The organism is Shewanella sp. OMA3-2 (assembly GCF_021513195.1).
Taxonomy (GTDB): domain Bacteria; phylum Pseudomonadota; class Gammaproteobacteria; order Enterobacterales; family Shewanellaceae; genus Shewanella.
In genome coordinates this window covers 3293312-3317280 of the sequence record NZ_CP090974.1, presented here as the reverse complement: position 1 = coordinate 3317280, position 23969 = coordinate 3293312, and the positions used below count along the sequence as shown (strand labels likewise).

20 protein-coding genes and 4 pseudogenes are annotated in these 23969 nt (G+C 40.4%); 21 read left to right on the top strand and 3 right to left on the bottom strand.

Going from position 1 to position 23969, the window contains the following annotated elements:
• Positions 1 to 5: 5 nt before the first annotated feature.
• Positions 6 to 566, top strand: coding sequence for a chalcone isomerase family protein (locus L0B17_RS14640; RefSeq protein WP_235085796.1), 561 nt, complete (start codon positions 6 to 8; stop codon positions 564 to 566).
• 61 nt (positions 567 to 627) lie between these two features.
• Here the strand turns inward: L0B17_RS14640 and L0B17_RS14635 are convergent, their stop codons facing one another.
• The 3 genes from L0B17_RS14635 to flgA form a co-directional block, all read right to left on the bottom strand.
• Positions 628 to 1053, bottom strand: a complete 426-nt coding sequence (locus L0B17_RS14635; RefSeq protein WP_235085795.1) for a flagella synthesis protein FlgN — start codon at positions 1051 to 1053, stop codon at positions 628 to 630.
• Between the two features lie 126 nt (positions 1054 to 1179).
• Positions 1180 to 1512, bottom strand: a complete 333-nt coding sequence (flgM, locus tag L0B17_RS14630; RefSeq protein WP_235085793.1) for a flagellar biosynthesis anti-sigma factor FlgM — start codon at positions 1510 to 1512, stop codon at positions 1180 to 1182.
• 71 nt (positions 1513 to 1583) lie between these two features.
• The gene (gene flgA, locus L0B17_RS14625) at positions 1584 to 2291 is read right to left on the bottom strand and encodes a flagellar basal body P-ring formation chaperone FlgA (protein WP_235085791.1); all 708 of its coding nucleotides are present in this window, start codon (positions 2289 to 2291) and stop codon (positions 1584 to 1586) included.
• A 391-nt stretch (positions 2292 to 2682) separates the two neighbouring features.
• On the opposite strand from flgA, the gene L0B17_RS14620 reads away from it, so the two are divergent.
• The 20 genes and pseudogenes from L0B17_RS14620 (at position 2683) to L0B17_RS14505 (ending at position 23939) form a co-directional block, all read left to right on the top strand.
• On the top strand, positions 2683 to 3603 hold the full coding sequence (locus L0B17_RS14620; protein ID WP_235085790.1) for a chemotaxis protein CheV: 921 nt from the start codon (positions 2683 to 2685) through the stop codon (positions 3601 to 3603).
• 104 nt (positions 3604 to 3707) lie between these two features.
• Positions 3708 to 4547, top strand: a complete 840-nt coding sequence (locus tag L0B17_RS14615) for a CheR family methyltransferase (protein ID WP_235085788.1) — start codon at positions 3708 to 3710, stop codon at positions 4545 to 4547.
• Between the two features lie 126 nt (positions 4548 to 4673).
• Complete coding sequence (gene flgB / locus L0B17_RS14610; RefSeq protein WP_235085786.1) at positions 4674 to 5072, top strand: flagellar basal body rod protein FlgB; 399 nt, start codon at positions 4674 to 4676, stop codon at positions 5070 to 5072.
• 2 nt (positions 5073 to 5074) lie between these two features.
• A complete protein-coding gene (gene flgC / locus L0B17_RS14605) occupies positions 5075 to 5491 on the top strand; it encodes a flagellar basal body rod protein FlgC (protein WP_235085785.1) in 417 nt (138 codons plus the stop codon).
• A gap of 24 nt (positions 5492 to 5515) precedes the next feature.
• On the top strand, positions 5516 to 6304 hold the full coding sequence (gene flgD, locus L0B17_RS14600) for a flagellar hook assembly protein FlgD (protein ID WP_235085783.1): 789 nt from the start codon (positions 5516 to 5518) through the stop codon (positions 6302 to 6304).
• Between the two features lie 62 nt (positions 6305 to 6366).
• A pseudogene (gene flgE / locus L0B17_RS14595) lies at positions 6367 to 7727 on the top strand (flagellar hook protein FlgE).
• A gap of 537 nt (positions 7728 to 8264) precedes the next feature.
• The gene (gene flgF, locus L0B17_RS14585) at positions 8265 to 9008 is read left to right on the top strand and encodes a flagellar basal-body rod protein FlgF (RefSeq protein WP_235085781.1); all 744 of its coding nucleotides are present in this window, start codon (positions 8265 to 8267) and stop codon (positions 9006 to 9008) included.
• A gap of 11 nt (positions 9009 to 9019) precedes the next feature.
• Complete coding sequence (gene flgG, locus L0B17_RS14580) at positions 9020 to 9808, top strand: flagellar basal-body rod protein FlgG (RefSeq protein ID WP_235085779.1); 789 nt, start codon at positions 9020 to 9022, stop codon at positions 9806 to 9808.
• Positions 9809 to 9817: 9 nt separating this feature from the next.
• A complete protein-coding gene (flgH, locus tag L0B17_RS14575) occupies positions 9818 to 10495 on the top strand; it encodes a flagellar basal body L-ring protein FlgH (protein WP_235085777.1) in 678 nt (225 codons plus the stop codon).
• A 34-nt stretch (positions 10496 to 10529) separates the two neighbouring features.
• Complete coding sequence (locus L0B17_RS14570) at positions 10530 to 11606, top strand: flagellar basal body P-ring protein FlgI (RefSeq protein WP_235089849.1); 1077 nt, start codon at positions 10530 to 10532, stop codon at positions 11604 to 11606.
• Between the two features lie 62 nt (positions 11607 to 11668).
• Positions 11669 to 12859: a flagellar assembly peptidoglycan hydrolase FlgJ gene (flgJ, locus tag L0B17_RS14565; RefSeq protein WP_235085775.1), complete on the top strand. Its 1191-nt coding sequence runs from the start codon at positions 11669 to 11671 to the stop codon at positions 12857 to 12859.
• Positions 12859 to 14784, top strand: a pseudogene (gene flgK, locus L0B17_RS14560) (flagellar hook-associated protein FlgK). The gene flgJ and the pseudogene flgK overlap by 1 nt, the downstream one beginning before the upstream one ends.
• A gap of 10 nt (positions 14785 to 14794) precedes the next feature.
• A complete protein-coding gene (gene flgL / locus L0B17_RS14555; protein ID WP_235085774.1) occupies positions 14795 to 16012 on the top strand; it encodes a flagellar hook-associated protein FlgL in 1218 nt (405 codons plus the stop codon).
• Positions 16013 to 16139: 127 nt separating this feature from the next.
• A pseudogene (locus L0B17_RS18315) lies at positions 16140 to 17620 on the top strand (flagellin).
• Between the two features lie 240 nt (positions 17621 to 17860).
• Positions 17861 to 19338, top strand: a pseudogene (locus tag L0B17_RS18175) (flagellin).
• Positions 19339 to 19502: 164 nt separating this feature from the next.
• Entirely contained in the window at positions 19503 to 19898 is a 396-nt protein-coding gene (locus tag L0B17_RS14525) for a flagellar protein FlaG (protein WP_235085770.1), read from the top strand.
• 54 nt (positions 19899 to 19952) lie between these two features.
• Positions 19953 to 21320, top strand: a complete 1368-nt coding sequence (gene fliD, locus L0B17_RS14520) for a flagellar filament capping protein FliD (RefSeq protein WP_235085769.1) — start codon at positions 19953 to 19955, stop codon at positions 21318 to 21320.
• A gap of 52 nt (positions 21321 to 21372) precedes the next feature.
• Positions 21373 to 21705, top strand: coding sequence for a flagella biosynthesis chaperone for FliD, FliT (locus L0B17_RS14515; RefSeq protein WP_235085767.1), 333 nt, complete (start codon positions 21373 to 21375; stop codon positions 21703 to 21705).
• Positions 21706 to 21712: 7 nt separating this feature from the next.
• Positions 21713 to 22117, top strand: coding sequence for a flagellar export chaperone FliS (gene fliS, locus L0B17_RS14510; protein ID WP_235085765.1), 405 nt, complete (start codon positions 21713 to 21715; stop codon positions 22115 to 22117).
• Between the two features lie 391 nt (positions 22118 to 22508).
• On the top strand, positions 22509 to 23939 hold the full coding sequence (locus L0B17_RS14505) for a sigma-54 dependent transcriptional regulator (protein WP_235085764.1): 1431 nt from the start codon (positions 22509 to 22511) through the stop codon (positions 23937 to 23939).
• The last annotated feature ends 30 nt before the right edge of the window (positions 23940 to 23969 follow it).

The window sequence follows — 23969 nt, the reverse complement described above, 5'->3', positions numbered from 1 at the left end:
TTAATATGAAATTATTACCTTGCTTAGTTCTAATCATTGCTTTGTTCGCTAGTCCAATCCTGCACGCTAAAATGGTATCTGGTATAAACGTGCCTGGTTCCATTGTCGTTAATCAACAATCTCTTGTACTTAATGGTGTAGGGATTCGCAGTAAGTTTTTTATGGATTTGTATATTGGCAGTTTATACCTTGTGTCCATTCAATCTGAGCTGGAAAAGGTGCTTGAACAGCCCGTTGCGGTTATCCGTTTAGATATAACTTCAGGGATGATCACATCAGATAAAATGGCCGATGCCATTAAAGACGGTTTTGATGAGGTTACTGATGGTGATAGTGTGTACTTACAAGCAGAAATAGACCAGTTTATGGCATTATTTAATGATGAAATTATGGATGGTGACCAATTTACTTTTGTATTAACAAGGGGCAAAGGGGTGGCAAGTTTCAAAAATGATCAGCCACAAGGTGAGATACCTGGTGAGTTATTTCGTCAAGCGCTTATTAAAATCTGGTTAGGGGATAAGCCAGCTCAAAAAAGTTTAAAACAAGATATGTTAGGTCAGTGAAAAAAAGCATATTAAGCGGTGCTGCTCAGCACCGTTATGCTCGTCAAACCTACTTTATAATCTATGCTTTAAAATCATTTCCTAAGGTCGAAATAGTCGACGTTTTACCTTTATCATTATAGGTCAAACTGGATGCATTTCGGCTGGCCTGTAATGCCTGTGAAAATCGATTTAAGCTGGCGATATTCAGTTCTATTAAGCTGGAGTTTTGCTGATTAATATCTTTACATTCAGCGAGAAGATTTTTCGATAAGGTGACTTTTTCGGCAAGTTCTGGGTCTGAGGTTAGTCGTGTATGCTCTGGGTGGTTAGCCATTGATTGGTCGTTAGCTTGCAATGCAATTAAACATTGCTGCTTTTCTTGGGCAAGTTTTAATAACTTATCAGCATTTTGCTCTTGCAATGCTTGCTTTTCTGCAGATATAAGTAACTTCAGCGACGTTAAAATTCCGTGCTGGTGGGAAAGCAGTGTAGAAAGTTCTGTCATACTATTACTCGAATTGTTTTGCTTTAAAAATAATTATCTATAGCGCCATTAGGCACCTATATTCTGATTTTTCAGAAGAATAGACTAAAGCAAACATTCCTGCTGACAGCAAGATTTAACGCTTCACTAGTCTTCTTGAAACTTAAGCCCACTTAGTTGTAATTCAAAGCTTGCAATATTTGTTGCAAGTTTTTCAGGGTCTACTTTATATCGACCTTCAGAAATAGCTTGTTTAATATCAGCGACTTTCTTTTGATCAATTTCAGGCAAACTCGCCATTTTTGACTGTACACTTTGTAATACTTGCGCTTGAGGCGTAATGCTAACAGAATCTGTTTTTATTGCCGCAGTGGCTGCTTTAGGCGCCGCTTGAGCTGCATTGCCAGTCGTTTTAGCATCACGTGCCGTTTGCATTGGCGTAGTTGTGGTTGTTTTAAGTTTGTTGATGTCAATTGCCATGTGTGGCTCCAGCGTTAATTTTGGTTTTCCAAATAGGCTATCGACCTAGCGAAAAAAAACTTTAGCTTATTTTACATTCTTACTTCTACTTCACCAACACCAATTACCCGCGCTTCTATTTCTCTGCTTGAATTTGCATTCTTAACTCTAATTGATTCGCCTATACTACCGTCATGCATTGCTTCACCTAATGTTTTAATTTGGATGTTTTCGCTTCTGGCGTATATAGACACAGCATCACCTTTACACACAAAGCATAAGTGGCTATTCAAAATAGGTGCGCTTTTACTTATACGTCTTTTAGTTTTACTGCCTAAAACGGCTTCTATATCAGAATAAAATTGCCCCCTAAGACTGTACTGATCAATATATTCTATGTGTACCTGTTGTGCTGATAATGCGATGCCTGGTGAGATAATTTCGCTGGCAACCACAACGGGATACATTATCTCGACTCTAACGGATAAAAATATTTGCCAAGGATAATCATAATCAGGGCTGTTGCAGCTTATTTTAACCGTATTATTTCTGCCAATATCCCGATCACTTGCGAGCTCGATTGTTAATGGTTTATAGCAGCGAGGAGGCGTTAAGCGACCTTCTAAATTTTGAGGGGTTATAAGTAACTTAGCATCCGGTGTTAATTGAATCTTTTTTCTAACAGCCTCTTCAGCCATTTCACTTATGGTCGATACAGAAGGTATGCTAGCTTCTTCATTCGCAAAAACAGCTAATGAATTGAACAATAAATAAAAAAATAATAAAAAATTTACTTTCATAATGAAGATACTAGCTTGTTTAGCCAGAATGCACCTATACTTAATTCTATAAAAAATACAGAGAATAAATTGATTCAGAGTCGTTAAATACTACAGATAGCGCTTATGTATAAAGGTAGTGGAAATGAAATTACCCATAATAGTCTAAGCTGTAGTGACAATATATTGACTTCTCTAGTTATTTATTCGTCTAATGTGGTTGATATAATATTAAAGCAAGAATCATGCCCATGGTAAAATATGGCATGGCCCAGTGCATAATTGAATAATCAGTAGTTGAGGGGGTAAATTAAATTCCTTTAAAGTATTGCAAATCATTATTCGATTTATGTTTTTAGGTAAAACAAGCTAGTATCTATTAATTCGGATATTTAATAAAAAAGGCAGTGTTATGTCGAGTATCATGGAATCAGTCAACAAACGTACTCAATTAGTTGGCCAAAACCGATTAGAGTTACTGTTGTTTAAACTTAATGGTCGTCAACGTTTTGGTATTAACGTGTTTAAAGTTAAAGAGGTGCTTCAATGCCCTCCTTTAACTAAGTTACCTAAACTGAGCCCGTTTGTTAAAGGAGTTGCACACATTCGTGGCGCGACTATTTCAGTTATTGATTTAAGCGCTGCGACAGGTGGACGTCCGCTGGCTTCAACTGAGAATTGCTTCATTATTATTTCAGAATACAATCGCAGTGTTCAAGGTTTTTTGGTCAGCTCTGTTGAGCGTATTATCAACATGAATTGGGCTGCCATTTTGCCTCCACCTAAAGGCGCTGGACGTTATTCTTATCTGACAGCTGTTACTGAAATTGAAGGTGAATTAGTTGAAATTTTAGACGTAGAAAAAATTCTAGATGAAATTTCACCGGTTAAAACGGCCATTAGCCAAGAAGTTAGTGAACAGTTAACAATTGACCGTGAACAGAATTATCATGTAATGGTGATAGATGATTCTGCTGTTGCCCGTAAGCAAATTATTCGCTCGCTTGAGTCTTTAAATTTGCAAATTGATACCGCTAAAGATGGTCGAGAAGCACTGAATAAACTCAAGGCTATAGCGAAAGAAATGGACGATGTATCGTTGGAAATTCCATTGATTATCTCCGATATTGAAATGCCAGAAATGGACGGATATACCCTTACTGCTGAAATTAGAGATGACCCGAAGTTAAAAAATATTAAGGTTGTGCTACACACCTCTTTAAGCGGGGTATTTAACCAGGCAATGGTACAAAAAGTAGGCGCAAATGACTTTATTGCTAAATTTAATCCAGATGAATTAGCTGCTGCAGTAAATAAACATTTAAGTTTGTAATATTTTGTCTATTGAACGCAGTAGGCTGGCATGGAAAATTCATGAATGTTAATTATGCGTAAAAGCCCTAATGGTAGGGTAAACATCACTCATTATATTAGGATGTGAAAGTGACAGATAAATCACTCGCAGAAGCAGAATATAATCAATTTAGGTTGTTTCTAGAGCAACACAGCGGCATTGTTTTAGGTGAAAACAAGCAATATTTAGTGCGAAGCCGTTTAGCACCATTAATGGGCAAGTACAATCTACCCTCGTTATCAGAGGTGGTTAAGCATTCAATGAAGCCTACTGAGCGTCAGTTGCGTACGGAAGTGATTGATGCGATGACAACTAATGAAACATTGTGGTTTCGAGACCGTTATCCATTTGATTTATTGTATAACACTTTGTTACCTGAATATTCTAAGCTAGGTCGTTCATTACGTATTTGGTCTGCAGCATGTTCTTCAGGTCAAGAGCCGTACTCATTGGCAATGACTGCATTAGAATACCAACAGCGCAAGCCTGGTGCGTTACCTGGTGGCGTGACTATTCAAGCGACAGATTTGTCGCCTTCTATGTTAGAGCGCTGTAAAAATGCAGAATATGATGGCTTAGCATTGGCGCGTGGATTATCAGAAGAGCGTAAACGTCAGTTTTTTGATGCTTTGCCTAATGGCAATATGAAAGTCAAAGATAACGTTAAGCGATTGGTGAACTTTAGAGCACATAACTTACTTGAAAGTTATACTCTTTTGGGTAAATACGATATTATTTTTTGTCGTAATGTGTTGATTTATTTTGCTCCAGAGGCAAAGGCTAAAATTTTGCGGCAATTTGCTGCCGCTTTAAACCCAAAAGGGATTTTATTTCTTGGTGCGTCAGAATCTATTTCCGGATTAACCGAAGAGTTTGACATGGTTCGCTGCAACCCAGGTATCTACTACCAAAAGAAAAACTGATTTAACCCATTGAAAAGCATGTGTTACTTTAAACACATGCTTGCCTTTCTATATATACTCCCATCGATTAAATAATTGGCATAACCTTTGCTTTATAACTATCAGTTAGCTGATGGAGGCAATTTTATGGCGATTAATTTTGATAATGCACTTGGAGTACATCAATACTCCCTTGGTGTTAGAGCGCAACGCGCTGAAGTGCTATCCAGTAACATAGCGAATGCGAATACTCCAGGGTATAAGGCGCGTGATGTTGACTTTTCCTCAGCAATGCAAGCAGCTAGCTCTCGTCAGAAAGGGTTAACGATGAGTGCCACTAATGAAAAGCATTTTGATTTAACAGCGCTCAGTCAACAACATGTCAAATTCCGCGTCCCCAATCAGCCAGATACTGGCGATGGAAATACGGTTGATATGCAACAAGAACAATCAGCCTTTATGCAAAACTCTATTGAATACCAAATGTCATTGGGGTTCTTAGAAAGTAAGTTTTCAGGTATGCGTAAAGCACTACGAGGTGATTAATTATGAGCTTATTTAATATATTCAATGTCGCCGGCTCAGGTATGACAGCACAGTCTGTCCGTTTAAATACCACAGCGAGTAATATTGCGAATGCGGACTCGGTCTCTAGTAGTATAGATAAAACTTATCGTGCTAGACACCCTGTATTTGAGGCTGAAATGTCAAAGGCCAATAATCAGCAGTCAGGTGCTCATCGCGTTAATGTAAGCGGTATTGTTGAAAGTGATAAGCCATTGATAAAAGAATATTCGCCAGATCATCCTATGGCGGATGGTGATGGATTTATTTACAAGCCAAATGTAAATGTTATGGAAGAAATGGCTGACATGATTTCAGCTTCTCGCTCTTATCAAATGAATGTTCAAGTCGCAGATGCAGCTAAAACCATGTTGCAACAAACACTTCGAATGGGTAAATAACATGAGAATTGCAGGAGGTAAATTATGAGCCTCGTTAATCCCTATAGTAGCCAGTCTTTGCCACAACAGGCATCGACATCATCTAATAGCAGCACTGTCAGTAAAAATACTGTTCAGTCTAATTCGACAACGACCACAACGGGTAATCCTTTTTTAGACGGTATTCGTTTACCTGATGCGCCTGAAACACCTGCTGCAAAAGATCAAATGCTTAAGCAAGAAGATTTTTTTGCTCTGCTCAGTCAGCAGCTTTCGATGCAAGATCCTTTTAAGCCCGTTGATAATGATCAAATGATTGCTCAAATGGCTTCGTTTTCAACGGTTGATGGTATTTCAAACTTAAATAAAGAAATTCTAAATCTTAATGGTGTAATGAGTTCAAGCCAAGCATTACAAGCCTCAAGTTTAGTGGGACGCAAAGTGTTGATCCCATCTGATACTGGCGCTATTACCCCAGCAAGCCCTGAGATTAAAGGGGTGGTTAGTACACCGGAGTCGATTGATAAGATCACCATCCGTATTGAAGATGAGGCTGGACAGCTAATTAAAACCTTTGATATTGATGGCCGTGCAGGCGGAAACGTCGATGTTGCATGGGATGGTTTAGATAAAAATGGTAAACCGGTAGTTGAAGGTACTTATGCCATCAAAGCTAGCGGTAAAGTGGACGGACAATCTCAAGATTTACCTGTTTCTACTTATGCACATGTGACGAGTGTTTCACTAGGTACAGCAGCAACTGGGGCGATTCTTAACCTTCGCGGTATTGGTGGTATTAAGTTAACCGATGTACTTGCGGTGTCTGAATCTTAAATTTAATAAAACTTGTGACAAGAAATTGTCATTAAAGAAAACCTGATTACTCGAGGTGAAATATGTCTTTTAACATCGCATTAAGTGGTATCGCAGCCGCTCAAAAAGATCTAAATACTACAGCTAATAACATAGCAAACGTCAATACTATAGGCTTTAAGGAGTCTCGTGCTGAATTTGCAGATGTGTATGCCAACTCTATTTTTTCTAATAGCAAAACGGCAGTCGGTGGTGGCGTAGCCACTACTCAAGTTGCACAACAATTCCATCAGGGTAGCTTGCAACTTACTAATAACTCTTTAGATATGGCGATAAGCGGGGGGGATTTTTTGTAACCTCATCTGAGCTTGGCACTCGTGACCAATCATTTACCCGAGCTGGTGCGTTTAAAGTTGATTCAAATAACTATATGGTTGACTCAGCAGGTAACTTCTTGCAGGGCTTTCCAGTAGATAAAAATGGTAACTCTACATCAGTGAGTTTAACCACGACTCAGGCAATTAAAATTCCTGATACCGCAGGTCGTCCAGTTATGTCAGGAAGTGTAGGGTTACAGATGAACCTTAACGTTGGCGAAGCAGCAGTTGACCCTGCAGCATTTGACCCTAACGATCCTGATACCTTTAATAATTCTACTTCAGTGACTATTTATGACTCATTGGGTGAGTCACATATTATGACGACCTATTTTATTAAGCCAGAAAATGGTGCCTATACTGGTGAAAGTAACTGGGTGGCTTATTACGCTGTTGACGGTAAACCTGTTAATTTAGAGGGCCCAGCTGGACAGTATAGTGTTGATACTACTGGTGACGGAATTCCTGATGGGATAAGAAATGCTCAAACTGCAGGTGGCTGGACTGGGTCTGTGATGAGGTTTAATGATGCAGGTGCTTATACTGGGACAGATCCTGCGATAATTAAAACTCAAACTCTGGGTGTCAGCGGTGCAAATGTATTAGGTCCTGGTGCCGACGGTACTCAAGCAGTGGCGGTTAACTTTAACAAACCAACTCAATATGCTTCACCATTTGAAGTGACTGAGTTAACTCAAGATGGTACCACTGTGGGTAGATTAACTAACGTAGGTATTGGTGCCGATGGTATGGTTTCAGCTAGCTATAGTAATGGTTCAACCGTACCCTTATCTAGAGTTGCTTTAGTTCGTTTTGCAAATGAGCAAGGATTAACTCAGGTAGGGAATACCGCTTGGAAGGCGAGCTTAGAGTCAGGCCCCGCGTTAGCTGGTGAAGCGAATAGTGGCACCTTTGGCAGTATTCGATCTTCATCGCTTGAGCAATCAAATGTCGATTTAACCACTGAATTAGTCGATTTGATTTCCGCGCAACGTAACTTCCAAGCCAACTCTCGTACGCTCGAAGTGAATAATACTTTGAATCAGACGATATTACAGATCAGATAATAACTTTTTTACTGCACTAATTATGTTAGTGCGAATTGTGTTGATATAAGATCTGTTGATCTTTAAAGGTTGTTTTTGCAGCGAATTGTTGGCCACTTGTACAAAGCAGAGACTTTGTGGTGTCGTTATTCTACATAAAAAGTCGATAACGCTGTAAAAATAGCCGACAAACGCTGCCCGAAGGGGTCGACTAAAAATGTTTTACTCTTTGTTGAATGCATCTTTGTGAATAAAGAGTTGCTTAGATGACTAGACATCAATCCATTCGCCTCAATTAAAACGTTTGTAACTCGAACAAAACTCAACAAACCCCTAATAAGGTGTTGTCCATAGCGGCAACACCTTGCCATTTATCCCTTCTATTTAATTTCATGCCCTGTTATCGGTGTTTTTTTGACACTTTATTACGTCAATACCAGCTTCTAACCTTATAACCTCTTAGTAAAATCATTAGCTTATGTTTGTTTCAATTGTTGGCATGTCCTTTGCTTTGTCTAATTAGTATCTTTATTTAAAGAATTATTGACGGAGCGGCAAATGGACAAATTTTTGTATGTTGCAATGAGCGGTGCAAAGCAAGGAATGAATGCCTTGGCCGTGCGTGCGAACAACTTAGCCAATGCCAATACCGATGGCTTTAAATCCGATATGACCCAAGCGAGATCAATGCAGGCGTTTGGTGAAGGTTTGCCCACAAGAGTGTTTTCAATGATTGAAAGCCCTGGTTCTAACTTTTCATCTGGCCCATTAAAAACCACTGGCCGTGATTTAGATATTGCCATTAAAGGTGATGGCTGGATTGCAGTGCAAGCGGCAGACGGCTCAGAGGCGTATACCCGCGCAGGGCATTTGAAATTCGATAACACAGGTCTACTGGTGAATAGCCGTAATACCCCCATTATGGGCGATGCAGGCCCAATCGTTTTGCCACTGCCAATCGATAAAGTCCAAATTTCACCTGAAGGTATCATTTCAATTCGTCCTCAGGGGGCTACCGCTGAAGTGATTGAAGAAGTTGCCAGAATTAAATTTGTTAATCCAGGTAACGATCAAATGATGCGCGGTGAAGATGGTTTATTTCGCCTAATGTCTGGGTTACCCGCCCCTAAAGACCCGATGGTACAAGTTGAAAGTGGTGCAATTGAGGGCAGTAATGTTAATCCCGTACACGAAATGGTGGCGATGATAGACATTCAGCGTCAGTACGAAATGCAAGTCAAAATGATGAAAAATGCAGAAGAAGCAGATCGTTCATCTGCATCGTTACTAAGAATTGGTTAGGAGTATTTATTATGCATCCAGCTCTGTGGATTAGTAAAACGGGTTTAGACGCCCAACAAACAGATATTGCGGTTATTTCAAATAACGTCGCCAATGCTAGCACCATAGGCTACAAGAAAAGCCGTGCGGTATTTGAAGATTTACTCTATCAAACCATTAATCAAGCCGGTGGGATCAGTGCCGACAATACCAAGTTACCTAATGGTTTAAATTTAGGTGCGGGTACCAAAGTGGTTGCCACCCAAAAAATGTTTACTCAGGGCAATATGCTCACAACCGACAATTCATTAGATTTAATGATTGAAGGTCCTGGTTTTTTTGAAGTGCAAATGCCTGATGGTACAGCTGCTTATACCCGTAATGGTCAATTTAGCTTAGATGATACGGGGCAAATCGTTACTCCTGGTTCAGGCTATGTATTGCAACCGCCGATTACTATTCCAGAAGATGCCATGAGTATCACAGTGTCAGCAGAGGGAGAAGTGTCAGTTAAATTAGCTGGTGGAACAGAAAGTCAGACAATCGGTCAACTTACCATGACAGATTTTATTAATCCGTCAGGACTCGATCCACTTGGACAGAACCTTTATACCGAAACCGGCGCCAGTGGTACACCTATTCAAGGGACGGCTTCACAAGATGGTTTAGGTGCAATTCGCCAAGGTGCATTAGAAACATCGAATGTTAATGTGACAGAAGAGTTGGTTAATTTAATTCAAAGCCAGCGGATCTATGAAATGAACTCGAAAGTTATTTCAGCGGTAGATCAGATGCTGTCTTATGTTAATCAAAACCTTTAGGGGGCAGTGATGAGTAAACTTCTTGTTATAGCTACAACAGCTATGCTGTTAGTCGGTTGCAGTTCTACTCAGAAAAAGCCGATCCCTGATGATCCATTCTATGCACCTGTTTATCCAGAAGAGCCTTCGACTCAAGTGATGGCCACTGGCTCTATATATTTAGATTCACAAGCTTCAAGTTTGTATTCTGACCTTCGTGCCCACAAAGTGGGTGACATCATTACTGTTGTGTTGAAAGAGTCTACTCAGGCAACCAAAAGTGCTAACAATGAAATGAAGAAAAATACCGGCCTAAGTGTTGAACCCATCTATGCAGGCGGCGGTAATGTCTCTATTAAAGGAGTGCCGTTAGATTTGCGTTATTCCGACAGTATGAATACCAAACGTGAAGCTGATGCCGATCAATCGAATAGTTTAGATGGCAGTATTTCTGCCAACGTAATGCAAGTGTTAAGTAATGGAAACTTGGTTATTCGAGGCGAAAAATGGATTTCCATTAATAATGGCGATGAATTTATTCGAGTGACGGGTATTGTGCGTAGCCAAGATATCACACCAGATAACACCATAGAATCAACGCGAGTTGCCAATGCTCGTATTCAATATAGCGGAACCGGCACGTTTGCCGACACCCAAAAAGTGGGCTGGTTAAGCTCATTCTTTATGGGTGAGTGGTGGCCTTTTTAAGGGGTAGAACATGAATATTAAACCTATTTTAGTCATGCTTTTCACAGCATGTATGGTTATCACCACACCCACAGAAGCACAACGTCTTAAAGATATTGCTAATGTGCAAGGTGTTCGTAGTAACCAATTGATTGGATACGGACTTGTTGTAGGGTTACCAGGTACAGGCGAGAAAACCCGTTATACCGAACAAACTTTTAAAACCATGTTAAAAAACTTTGGTATAAATTTACCTGATTCAGTTAGACCTAAAGTGAAAAACGTTGCAGTGGTCGCGGTTCACGCTGACATGCCAGCTTTTATTAAACCGGGTCAAACATTGGATGTCACCGTATCAAGTATTGGTGAAGCTAAAAGTTTACGTGGTGGAACCTTGGTGCAAACCTTTATGAAAGGAGTGGACGGTAATGTGTACGCTATTGCCCAGGGCAGTTTAGTGGTAAGCGGCTTTAGTGCTGAAGGTTTAGATGGTTCGCAAGTCATCCAAAATACGCCAACTGTTGGACGTATACCAGGTGGTGCAATTGTAGAACGAAGTGTGTTATCCCCCTTTGCAAGTGGTGATCACTTAACTTTTAATTTACGCCGAGCCGATTTCTCTACCGCCAAAAGAACCGCAGATGCCATCAATGATTTATTAGGTCCTGGCATGGCACGCGCGTTAGATGCTAGCTCGATTCAAGTCAGCGCTCCAAGAGATGCCTCACAACGAGTATCATTTCTAGCAACCTTAGAGAATGTACAAGTTGAGCCAGCTGATGAATCAGCCAAAGTGATAGTGAACTCTAGAACTGGCACCATAGTCGTAGGTAAAAATGTGCAATTACTACCAGCTGCAGTTACGCACGGGGGGCTGACAGTGACTATTGCTGAAGCAACACAGGTATCTCAACCTAATGCGTTGGCGGGCGGCCAAACGGTGGTGACAACCAATAGTACTATTGATGTAAATCAAGATGATAGACGTATGTTTATGTTTAACCCTGGAACGACCTTAGATGAATTAGTCCGTGCGGTTAATTTAGTCGGTGCAGCTCCTTCAGATGTATTAGCAATTTTAGAAGCATTAAAGATGGCAGGCGCTTTGCATGGTGAACTTATCATCATTTAAATATTGGCACTTATTATTAAAGTGGCTGTTTAAATAAGACCGACCTCTGTTACGGGACTACTATGGAAAAGCTGTCAAATTCTTCGCACTTTCTGGATCTAGGAGGACTAGATTCACTTCGTGTTCAAGCCCAGAAAGACGAGAAAGGCGCGCTTAAAGAAGTGGCCAAACAGTTCGAGGGTATTTTTATTCAAATGCTGATGAAAAGCATGCGAGATGCCAACGAGGCGTTTAAGTCAGACAGCCCTTTTAATAGTGATGCCACAGCTTTTTATGAGCAAATGCGTGATCAACAAATGTCGATGGACTTATCAAATAAAGGCATGCTGGGCCTTGCAGAGTTAATGGTTCAGCAGCTTTCTCCTGACGATAGCCCGATGACACCAGCATCAGTATTGCGTGGCAATATTGACGGTCGAGTTATTCCTGCCATGGTTGTGAATGACGCAAGCGAGCTCAATACCTCTTCTTTATCACCATCTTGGACTGCAAACAGTAATGTGGGTAGTTCGCAGACTTTAGCAGGTGAAAGCGACATTCTAATGGCTACTCCTGTGTCGTCTATTACAGCTAAACAAACCATGGATTCAATTTTAGCCGGCAAGGTATCGCCAAGCGGTACTAACCATCATAACGGCAAAGTATTGCCTACTATGGTTGCTTCTACAGTGGAAGATAAGCCTGCAATAAGCTCAAAGCAAGCCAGCAAACCGTTATTGAATAGTGCATCAGCACCTTCAATGAGTGAGGTGGTGAATCGATTTAATGATCCACAACACTTTATATCAGTGTTGTATCCCCATGCTGAAAAAGCGGCTAAACAATTAGGTACCACACCAGAAGTGTTAATCGCTCAATCGGCACTTGAAACGGGTTGGGGTCAAAAAGTTATTCGAAAACAAGATGGCAGCATGAGTAACAACCTATTTAACATTAAAGCAGATAAGCGTTGGCAAGGTGATAAAACCACAGTGAATACGCTTGAATTTGAAAAAGGTATTCCTGTTCAGCAACGTGCAGACTTTCGAATGTATGAAAACTTAGAACAAAGTTTTAATGACTTTGTGTCGTTTATTTCTCAAAACGATCGCTATCAAGATGCACGTAAAGTCGCCAGTGAGCCGCGTCAATTTATTCACGCTTTGCAAAAAGCCGGTTACGCCACCGATCCGCAGTATGCCAAAAAAGTGATCAGTGTGATGCAGTCTGTAACTGAAGGACTTAAGTCCGTAATACCTGGGGAGACTAAGTAATGGCTATCGATCTACTGAATATTGCTCGTACAGGTGTACAGGCATCGCAATCACAATTGGCAGTTACCAGTAATAATATTGCCAACGCTAATACCCAAGGCTATCACCGTCAGGTGGTAAACCAAGCAAGTAATGAGTCACAACGACTAGGCAATAGTTTTTATGGCACTGGCACTTATGTTACTGATGTCAAAAGAGTGTATAACGAATTTGCCGCCCGTGAGTTACGTATTGGCCAAACCAGCTTAAGTGGTGCAGAGGCGACCTATTCAAAGATGAGTGAATTAGATCAATTGTATTCACAAATCGGCAAAATGGTGCCTTCAGGGTTGAATAATTTTTTCGCCAGTATTAATAGTGTTGCTGACTTACCTACAGACCTAGGGATCCGCAGCAGCGCATTAAGTTCTGCTGAGCAGTTAGCCAAAACCATGAATCAAATGCAATCACATTTAGATAACCAAACCAAGCAAACTAATGGCCAAATTGAGTCAATGACTGTGCGCATCAATGAAATTAGCAAAGAGCTGGGTAATCTCAACTTAGAACTAATGAAGTCTAGTGGTAATGATAGCCAAATATTAGATAAGCAAGATGCCCTAATTCAAGAACTTAGCCAGTATGCCCAAGTGAATGTGATCCCATTAGACACTGGGGCTAAGTCTATTATGTTAGGCGGTTCTGTTATGTTGGTTTCGGGTGAAGTGTCTATGTCGGTAGGCGTAACCACTGGCGATCCTTATCCAAATGAACTTCGTATCACCGCAAGCACAGGTAATCAGTCACTGATTATGAATCCATCCAAGCTAGGTGGTCAATTAGGTGCGCTATTTGATTTTCGCTCAGAAACCTTAATTCCTGCAAGCCAAGAACTCGGTCAATTGGCTCTAGGTATTGCAGATGCGTTTAATGAAATGCAATCAAAAGGATTCGACTTAAATGGCAATGTTGGCCAAAACCTATTTCGTGACATTAATGATCCATTAATGTCATCTGGTCGGGTAGGTGAATTCTCTACTAACACGGGTAATGCAAAACTGAGCGTCAATATTGATGACGTCGGCATGTTAAGTGGCGGTGGGTATGAGTTATCTTTCATCGCGCCAGCAACCTATAAACTAACAGATACCCAGACAGGTAAAGTGAGCCCGTTGACATTGAACCCACCGGAGAATTAGTCGGTGGTGATGGTTTTAGCATCAATATCAGTACGGGTGCTATGAATGATGGCGACAAGTTTGAAATTCGTCCTACATCAGGCGCAGCAGCAGGCTTAGCCATGATTATGACTGACCCTAAAGGTATTGCTGCCGCAGCTCCTAAAATTACAGCAGATGCTATAAATTCAGGTGACATGGAAGTAAAGGTTAGTGCTGTTACTCGCACTACAGCAGGTTTTCCGCTTACAGGAAGTGAACTTACTGTTCGTGTAGATAGTGCAGCCAATACCTTTGAAGTTTTTAATTCATCAGGCACTTCTTTAGCCGAAGCCAAGCGCTTTTACACCGCCACAAATTAATACCGGTTTTGGCTTCAGCATTGAAATAGATGACACATCTACTGCTGGTGTTACTGACAGTTTCACATTCGACTTATCTTTTGCAGAAGGTGATAACAGTAATGCCGTTGCAATGGCGGAGATGTCCGATGCCAAACTGATGAACGGTGGAACAACCACGCTAGGTGGCGTATTTGAAAACACCAAGTTAGATATTGGCAGTAAAACCAAAGCCGCCGAAGTGAGAGCGGGTTCAGCTGATGCCATTTTTCAGCAAGCTTATAACCGTGTTCAAAGTGAATCAGGCGTAAACCTTGACGAAGAAGCCGTTAATTTAATGCGTTTTCAGCAAGCTTATCAAGCATCCGCCAGAATAATGACAACAGCACAAACTATTTTCGATTCTTTATTAAGCTCGGTTCGTTAGGAGGTAAATCATGAGAATTTCTACCGGACAAATGTTTAATCAAAACACCAGCAGTATTTTGCAAAAGCAAACAGCGACAAACAAAATTATGGAACAACTTTCTAGCAGAAAAAAAGTCAATACCGCCGGAGAAGATCCTGTTGCAGCGATTGGCATTGATAACCTGAAACAAAAAAATGCCTTGGTAGATCAGTTTATTAGAAACATCGATTACGCCACTAACCATATTCAACAAGCTGAAAATCAACTAGGCCAAGCAGATACGTTAGTGGGTAGTATGAAAGAATCTATGCTGCGCGGCGCTAACGGCAGTATGACTTCCGCCGAACGGCAAGTGATTGCCGCTGACATGCGTCAAAGTCTTGAACAGTTAATGTCCATAGCTAACACCAAAGATGAATCAGGCAATTATATTTTTGCGGGTAATAAAACTAACAACGCGCCTTTTGCTTTTGATAACGCTGGTAAAGTGCTTTACAGCGGTGATGCAGGTATTCGTAAAAGTATTATTGCAGAAGGGATACAGGTGAATACCAATGTACCTGGAGATGCCGCCTTTATGAAAGCGCCCCATGCAATGGGTGATTATGGCGTCAATTATTTGCCATCACAGCAAGGCGACTTTGTGGTTACTAGCGCCAAGATAACTGATACAACAACTCATGTGGCTGATACCTATACTTTTAACTTTGTTGATGACGGCTTAGGTGGCGTTAATTTACAGGTGACAGATAGTGCCGTACCGGCAAACCTTGTCCCCACCAATGCAGCCAGTCCTTTTGACGCGGCGTTGCCGGTTAGGTTTAACAGCATTGAAGTGCAGCTTAAAGGCGAGCCTAAAATCGGTGACACATTTACCATGGCAGAACTGCCACAGGTCAGTATTTTCGACACTTTCAGCAAGGCTATCGCATTATTCGAAAGCGCCAACGATGCACAAACACCTGCGGGTCAGTCAGAGTTGGCACAACTATTGAATAACATTGATAGTGGCGTCAATCAAATGAGTCAGCAACGTAGCTTAACCGGCAACAGTTTAAAAGTGTTGCAACAGTATAGCGATAATCACTCTGATGAAAAATTGATTAACACCTCGGCGCTATCAAAGTTAGAAGACTTAGATTTCGCCTCGGCAGTAACCGAATTTGAAAAACAGCAATTAGCGCTCAACGCAATATCGAGTGTGTTCAGTAAAGTCGGTTCGACCAGTTTGTTTGACTATATATAAAACGTTTTAAGTTTGAATCGATATAAGGTCTTTTATAAAAAGGCTCTTACAAAAAGTAACAGTTTAATGATTAACCGTTTAGCCAAGCTCCGAGTCTTGGCGTTCAACTAAGAAGAGGAATTTACATATGGCTATTTCAGTTAATACCAACGTCACATCAATGAAAGCGCAGAATAGTTTAAATGGCGCTAATGGCAAACTTTCTATGTCTATGGAACGTTTATCTACAGGTCTTCGCATCAATAGCGCCAAAGACGATGCGGCAGGTTTACAAATTTCAAATCGTTTCACAAGTCAAATTAATGGTATTGGTGTGGCAGTGCGTAATGCTAATGATGGTATTTCGATTGCGCAAACCGCTGAAGGCGCTATGCAAGAATCGACCAATATCCTCCAGCGTATGCGTGACTTGTCATTGCAGTCAGCTAACGGTTCGAACTCGTCTGAAGACCGAGCTGCGATGCAAAAAGAGGTGTCTGCATTGCAATCAGAATTGACCCGTATTGCTGAAACAACATCGTTTGGTGGACAAAAATTACTAGATGGTACTTATGGCACTCAAAACTTTCAAGTAGGCTCAAATGCTAATGAAACAATTTCATTAACTTTGAAAGATGTTTCAGCAGGAAAACTTGGTAATAACAGTGTAAAACTAGAGGCCGCTACTGCTGGTTTAGGTTTTGGTACGACAGCCGCCGGGTGGCTCCAGCAAGTAATGGAGTTGCAGGCGGGGCTGTCACTATCAATGGTAGAGTATCTAAGACTGTGACGGTAGCTGCCGATTCAAGCGCAAAAGTTATGGCCGATAAAATTAATACTGAATCCGGTAAAACAGGTGTAACTGCTAGTGGTATTACGCAAGTTAAAGCGACTATTGGCGAGGCTGGCACTGTAAGTATGAAAATAAACGGTACAACAGTATCGAAAAACATTACTGATATAACCGATTTGTCAGGCCTAGCGGAAGAGATTAATAAGTCATATGATACAACTGGTGTTTCAGCTAAAATCAACGATAACAAAGAGTTGATTTTAACAGATAAAGATGGCGATAACATCAAGATTGAAGATTTTGCTACAAGTGCAACTACAACAGCAACAGCAACATTTGCTGTACTAGGGGATGATGGGGTGGCTAATACTGCTATCACTCTAAGCGGCGCGGCGGCAAGTACTACTGACTCAACTACACTTGCAGGTATTGTGAAGCTTGATTCTACAGATTCGTTTACAGTCTCTTCTGCTGATGCAACAATGGCTAAAGTTGCATCGACACCATATGCTTCATCACTGGTTGATGTAGCTTCAATTGATATCGGTGATGCTGACGGTGCTCAAAACGCTCTGGAGGCAATAGATGCCGCAATAGCGTCAATTGATGGAAGTAGATCTGATTTAGGTGCAGTACAGAATCGAATGAACTTTACCATTAGCAACTTAAGCAATATTCAGTCTAACGTAACCGATGCGCGTAGTCGTATTCAAGATGTAGATTTCGCATCTGAAACAGCTGAGTTAACCAAGCAGCAGATTTTGTCGCAAACCTCTTCGGCGATGTTAGCTCAAGCTAATCAGTTACCGCAAACGGCGTTATCGTTGTTGGGATAAGGAATGCACTAAACTAGTTTCACATATAAAAAAACAGACTCTGGTCTGTTTTTTTATATGTGAAACTAATTATTACTTGCTGTATTTATTGTTTTTTATTTTTAATGTATCTTTTGTGAACAATTATTTAAAATATTTCCTAAAGCTTTTTTTACCCCTGCCGTTACAGTGTATGTAGAAAATAAACTTTGCCTGACACAAATGACAGGCACTATTCAAGTTAGGTAGAGGGCAATAATCATGGCTATTTCAGTAAACACCAACGTCACTTCAATGAAGGCACAAAATAGTTTAAATGGTGCCAATAATGGTCTTAAAACATCTATGGAGCGTCTATCGTCAGGTTTGCGTATTAATAGTGCTAAAGATGATGCTGCAGGCTTGCAGATTTCTAACCGTATGACTAGTCAGATTAACGGTATCGGTGTTGCCATGCGTAACGCCAACGACGGCATTTCGATTGCGCAAACTGCAGAAGGTTCTATGCAGCAATCCACGAGTATTTTGCAGCGTATGCGTGACTTATCATTGCAGTCAGCTAACGGTTCGAACTCGTCTGAAGACCGGCCTCAATGCAAAAAGAAGTAACCGCATTACAAACTGAATTGACTCGAATCGCCGAAACAACATCGTTTGGTGGACAAAAATTACTAGATGGTACTTATGGCACTCAAAACTTTCAAGTAGGCTCAAATGCTAATGAAACAATTTCATTAACTTTGAAAGATGTTTCAGCAGGAAAACTTGGTAATAACAGTGTAAAACTAGAGGCCGCTACTGCTGGTTTAGGTTTTGGTACGACAGCCGCCGGGGTGGCTCCAGCAAGTAATGGAGTTGCAGGCGGGGCTGTCACTATCAATGGTAGAGTATCTAAGACTGTGACGGTAGCTGCCGATTCAAGCGCAAAAGTTATGGCCGATAAAATTAATACTGAATCCGGTAAAACAGGTGTAACTGCTAGTGGTATTACGCAAGTTAAAGCGACTATTGGCGAGGCTGGCACTGTAAGTATGAAAATAAACGGTACAACAGTATCGAAAAACATTACTGATATAACCGATTTGTCAGGCCTAGCGGAAGAGATTAATAAGTCATATGATACAACTGGTGTTTCAGCTAAAATCAATGATAACAAAGAGTTGATTTTAACAGATAAAGATGGCGATAACATCAAGATTGAAGATTTTGCTACAAGTGCAACTACAACAGCAACAGCAACATTTGCTGTACTAGGGGATGATGGGGTGGCTAATACTGCTATCACTCTAAGCGGCGCGGCGGCAAGTACTACTGACTCAACTACACTTGCAGGTATTGTGAAGCTTGATTCTACAGATTCGTTTACAGTCTCTTCTGCTGATGCAACAATGGCTAAAGTTGCATCGACACCATATGCTTCATCGCTAGATGCTATTTCAACTGTAGATATTGGCGATGCGGATGGCGCTCAAAATGCATTAGCAGTTATTGATGCGGCTATAGCATCAATAGATGGCCAACGCGCAGACTTAGGTGCGGTGCAGAATCGAATGAACTTTACCATTAGCAACTTAAGCAATATTCAGTCAAACGTAACAGATGCGCGTAGCCGCATTCAAGATGTTGACTTTGCTTCTGAAACTGCGCAGTTAACTAAGCAGCAGATTTTGTCACAGACATCTTCAGCAATGTTAGCCCAGGCTAATCAGTTACCACAAACAGCTTTATCACTTCTATAATATTATAGAATTGAGGTAACGAATAAACTAAACGATAGGGAGATTCGGAAACGATTCTCCCTTTGTTGTTTAAAATCAAGCAATTTTAATATCATTCTTGTTATTTTGATAGCGAATTAGTGGCCTATTAATTGCTTATTTATTTTTAATGATTGGGGTGTATCATGGACGTTAATTTTTCAAGTACTTCAATAACATCTGCTCGAAAAGATAGTTTAGCGCATTTAGCTGATAAACAGGTGGATAGTGTAACGCAACCTTTACCAGATAGTGGCATCCAAACCGCAGGAGATCAGTCTCGGTCGGTTAGTAAAGTCAATCAAACCTCTAAAGCTGATGCAGAAGATCTTCAAAAGGCGGTAAATGACATTGCTAAAAGTATGAATGTTATGCAAAAGGGTTTAGCATTTAATATTGATGAAGAGTCGGGTGTACAGGTAGTGAAAGTAATAGATGTTAATACTGGTGATTTAATTAGACAGATCCCAAATGAAGAAGCATTAGATATTGCTAAAAAATTAAATGAAGTGGCTGGTTTGTTAATGAAAACGGAAGTTTAATACAGTGGTGTGTTAATTATTGGTTCGTTTTAGAGATAAGTTGCAGAGGTTATTATGGGATTAACATCAGTTGGAATTGGTTCAGGCCTTGATATTGGCGGTATTGTTACCGCTTTAGTCAATGCAGAAAGTGCAGGTAAAATTGCCAAGTTTGATGTTAATGAAGGTAAAATCAATGCACAAATATCGGGTATTGGATCATTAAAAAGTGCTATGTCGGAGTTTAAAGACAAGTTAAAAACATTAACGGAGTCAGCAACCTTTGGCAGTCAAAAAGTCGCAGTGTCCACAAAGGATTATCTAAGTGCTACAGTAGACAAAACCGCAGTATCAGGTAGTTATCAAGTTAAAGTGGAGCAACTTGCGCAAAGTCAAAAAGTCGGCACTGCAGTTGTTGCTGATAAATCCTCTGTTATTGGTGAAGGATCGCTAACCATTGCTGTTGGTAGCGGTGATAGCTTTAATATTGATGTGGTCGCTACCGACACGCTCACTGAAATTATGAATAAGATTAATAACTCTGATGATAACAGTGACGTTACCGCGACGATTATTAATGGTGAACTTGGACCGCAGCTAGTATTGGGTTCTAAAAAAACGGGTGAAGATAACACTATTAATGTTATTGCTGCAGATACTGACGGTAATACTGGCTTGGCAGATACTTTTACAATGACTGAAGTGACGCCTGCTAAAAATGCTATTGCTTATATTGATGGCGTTAAAGTTGTATCGCAAGAAAACAATATTAGTGAGGCTATTACGGGAGTGTCTTTAACACTAACCGCTGCAGATATAAATAAAACCACTACCTTAACTGTCAGTAAAGATACCACAAAGACTAAAACGGCTATTGAAGGGTTTGTTACTGCCTATAATTCGGTGATGACCACTATAAAAGATCTGACCAGTTATAATGCTGATACTGAGAAAGCCGGTATTTTACAAGGTGACGCACTGCCTCGTAGCATTCAAAGTCAATTGCGTAATATGTTATCAAATCAGTTTAGCACAGCTGATGGTGATAAAATGCTAGCTAATTTAGGCGTAACGACTACTCGCGAAGGGTTACTTGAAGTTAATTCTACTAAATTAACTGAAGTTATTGCCGCTGACAAAGGCGCTATTGCTGAAATGTTCAGTACCGAAAATACCGGTCTTGCTAGTAAGATGTCGGCGTTGATTGATGGTTATGTCAAGTCTGGCGGCATTATGGAAAGTCGTGATAGCACTTTGGACGAGCAACTTAGCCGTATTACAGACAGTCGTGAACAGTTAAATTTAAGAATGTCTGCTTTTAGCGACCGTTTATATAAGCAATTTAATGCCATGGACTTAGTGGTGGCAAACTTAAACTCACAATCAAATGCGTTACAATCTCGGTTAGACTCTTTACCTGGCGTAGTTCGTAAAAATAATTAATGATATATATTTGTGCCAATTTACTGACATATGAGTATTTATGGAGTCAATATTGAATTCTTTCATTTCTGACATTGAAAGTATAAACAGTAAGCTTATGTTATTACTGTCAAATATTCAGAAGTCTTCACCTGAAGATGAGTCAGTTGACAAATTGGTATCTGATTTGCAGGTAAGTGTTGAAACGCGCCAAGCGTTATTGCAAGGCTTGTTGGCTGATAAGCAATACGCTGATAGAGAGTTTCTTGAACAGCAGTTTGATTTTACCCAAACACTGATAAAGCAAAGTAATAAAGTTATGCATGAAAGGCAGGCTTTATTACAGAAAGGAAATTCGAATAAAAGGCAAATCAACATTTATAAGTCAATTGATTCAAATAGGTAGGTAGATTATGCGTGGTTCACTGCAATCATATAAAAAAGTTTCTGTAGACAGTGGGTTAGCGGTTGCGTCACCCCATAGAATAATTCAAATGTTATTAGCGGGTGCGTTAGAGCGTTTAGCTCAAGCTAAATTAGCAATAGAGCAAGGTAGCATCGAGCAACGTGGACTTTATATTGGCAAAGCGATAGGCATTGTTAATGGTTTAAACAGCAGTTTAAACATGGAAGCGAATGATCAGGTTGCTGGCAATTTAACTCAGCTTTATGACTTTATGCTGAGGCGTATGTCTGAAGCTAATATGAATAATGATGCCGCAGCAATTGATGATGTAACGGGTATTTTGAAAACCATTAAAGAAGGCTGGGATGCTATCCCGCAAAATCAACATCATCTGACGTCTGAAGCAAGCTAGTTCTACCTAAGCATATTGTGACAGAATGAAACGCCATTGAGGCAATCTCAATGGCGTTTTTTATATTTTATATAAAAAATACATTGTATTGCATGAATTATCAGCAATTGTGCTCTAATATGAGGTTAGATAATGATTTAGCCATTGAAGCGCTTGCTTCTAGTTCTAGGTTAATACATATTTAGTACTCTAAATGACAATTAATCCCATAAACGATACAATTAGTCCTGTAAACGAGAAAATAATCCTCGGATAGATATTTTATGGTTATAATTGATAATTTGTTTAACATTTGTCACGCATTGTGACGATTTTGTCCTTTGGTTTTATTACTAAACACGTAATAATGACTTAGGATTTTTTATACTTATAATAAGCTTTGGCCCTCTGAATGATGCAAATTGAACAACGAATTTTAATTGTCGGTACCCTCTCTGAGCGTGTAACACGCCTGTGCTGCATTTTTGAATTCTTAGGTGAACAATGTGACATTGTAACCGTTGACGCTTTGTTACCTTTAATAGAAGAATCAAGATATCGCGCCATTGTTATAGCGTCTGATGTGATAGGGCTCGACAGCGTTAAGAATATTGTAGCAATCGCGCCTTGGCAGCCTTTATTACTATTAGGCAATACAGCGATTGAAGCATCCAGCATTCTTGGTGTAATAGATGAGCCTATTAATTACCCACAATTAACTGAGTTACTGCATTTTTGTCAGGTATTCGGTCAAGCCAAAAAAGAGCAAGCTCCTGCGAGTGGTAATCAAACTAAACTATTTAGAAGCCTTGTTGGCCGCAGCCAGGGCATCGCTAATGTGCGCCATTTAATTAGCCAAGTGGCAAGTTCAGATGCTACGGTTTTAGTACTAGGACAATCTGGTACCGGTAAAGAAGTGGTTGCGCGCAATATTCATTACATATCTGAACGTCGTGACGGGCCATTTATCCCAGTTAACTGTGGTGCTATTCCGCCAGAACTGCTTGAAAGTGAGCTATTTGGTCATGAGAAGGGATCTTTTACCAGGGCAATATCATCCCGCAAAGGTCGTTTTGAATTAGCTGAAGGTGGCACGCTATTTCTGGATGAAATAGGCGACATGCCACTACAAATGCAAGTGAAGCTATTACGTGTTCTGCAAGAGCGAGTTTTTGAGCGTGTTGGCGGCAGTAAAACCATTAAGACCGACGTGCGTGTGGTCGCTGCAACACATCGCGATTTGGAAACCATGATTTCAGAAAATGAATTCCGTGAAGATTTATATTATCGCTTGAATGTATTTCCAATTGAAATGCCGGCATTGTCTGAGCGCCGTGATGATGTGCCTTTGCTATTACAGGAATTGGTCAGTCGAGTCTTTAATGAAGGCCGAGGTAAAGTCAGGTTTACCCAGCGTGCTATTGAGTCATTAAAAGAACATGCTTGGTCTGGAAACGTACGTGAATTATCTAATTTAGTTGAACGACTGACTATTTTATTCCCAGGTGGATTAGTTGATGTAAACGACTTGCCACATAAATATCGATATATTGATGTACCAGAATACTGTGTTGAGATAAGTGAAGAGCAATTAGAGCGTGATGCATTAGCATCTATTTTTAGTGATGATGAACCTATTGAGCTTCCTGACACACGTTTTCCTACAGAGTTACCGCCAGAAGGAGTTAACCTTAAAGATTTACTGGCTGAGCTTGAAATAGATATGATCCGTCAGGCGTTAGAATTACAAGATAATGTGGTTGCTAGAGCCGCTGAAATGCTGGGTATTCGTCGCACTACACTTGTAGAGAAAATGCGAAAGTACGGTATGGGTAAAGAATAGCTATCTGTATAAGCAGTCAATGTTTACTGA

Bases quoted from the DNA above. Each gene is read 5' to 3' on its own strand.
- flgF (WP_235085781.1), top strand. From the start codon at position 8,265: ATGGACAAATTTTTGTATGTTGCAATGAGCGGTGCAAAGCAAGGAATG.
- flgG (WP_235085779.1), top strand. From the start codon at position 9,020: ATGCATCCAGCTCTGTGGATTAGTAAAACGGGTTTAGACGCCCAACAA.
- fliD (WP_235085769.1), top strand. From the start codon at position 19,953: ATGGGATTAACATCAGTTGGAATTGGTTCAGGCCTTGATATTGGCGGT.
- L0B17_RS14635 (WP_235085795.1), bottom strand. From the start codon at position 1,053: ATGACAGAACTTTCTACACTGCTTTCCCACCAGCACGGAATTTTAACG.
- fliS (WP_235085765.1), top strand. From the start codon at position 21,713: ATGCGTGGTTCACTGCAATCATATAAAAAAGTTTCTGTAGACAGTGGG.
- L0B17_RS14620 (WP_235085790.1), top strand. From the start codon at position 2,683: ATGTCGAGTATCATGGAATCAGTCAACAAACGTACTCAATTAGTTGGC.
- flgH (WP_235085777.1), top strand. From the start codon at position 9,818: ATGAGTAAACTTCTTGTTATAGCTACAACAGCTATGCTGTTAGTCGGT.
- L0B17_RS14570 (WP_235089849.1), top strand. From the start codon at position 10,530: ATGCTTTTCACAGCATGTATGGTTATCACCACACCCACAGAAGCACAA.
- L0B17_RS14505 (WP_235085764.1), top strand. From the start codon at position 22,509: ATGATGCAAATTGAACAACGAATTTTAATTGTCGGTACCCTCTCTGAG.
- flgM (WP_235085793.1), bottom strand. From the start codon at position 1,512: ATGGCAATTGACATCAACAAACTTAAAACAACCACAACTACGCCAATG.
- flgD (WP_235085783.1), top strand. From the start codon at position 5,516: ATGAGCCTCGTTAATCCCTATAGTAGCCAGTCTTTGCCACAACAGGCA.
- flgB (WP_235085786.1), top strand. From the start codon at position 4,674: ATGGCGATTAATTTTGATAATGCACTTGGAGTACATCAATACTCCCTT.
- L0B17_RS14640 (WP_235085796.1), top strand. From the start codon at position 6: ATGAAATTATTACCTTGCTTAGTTCTAATCATTGCTTTGTTCGCTAGT.
- flgA (WP_235085791.1), bottom strand. From the start codon at position 2,291: ATGAAAGTAAATTTTTTATTATTTTTTTATTTATTGTTCAATTCATTA.
- flgL (WP_235085774.1), top strand. From the start codon at position 14,795: ATGAGAATTTCTACCGGACAAATGTTTAATCAAAACACCAGCAGTATT.
- L0B17_RS14525 (WP_235085770.1), top strand. From the start codon at position 19,503: ATGGACGTTAATTTTTCAAGTACTTCAATAACATCTGCTCGAAAAGAT.
- flgC (WP_235085785.1), top strand. From the start codon at position 5,075: ATGAGCTTATTTAATATATTCAATGTCGCCGGCTCAGGTATGACAGCA.
- flgJ (WP_235085775.1), top strand. From the start codon at position 11,669: ATGGAAAAGCTGTCAAATTCTTCGCACTTTCTGGATCTAGGAGGACTA.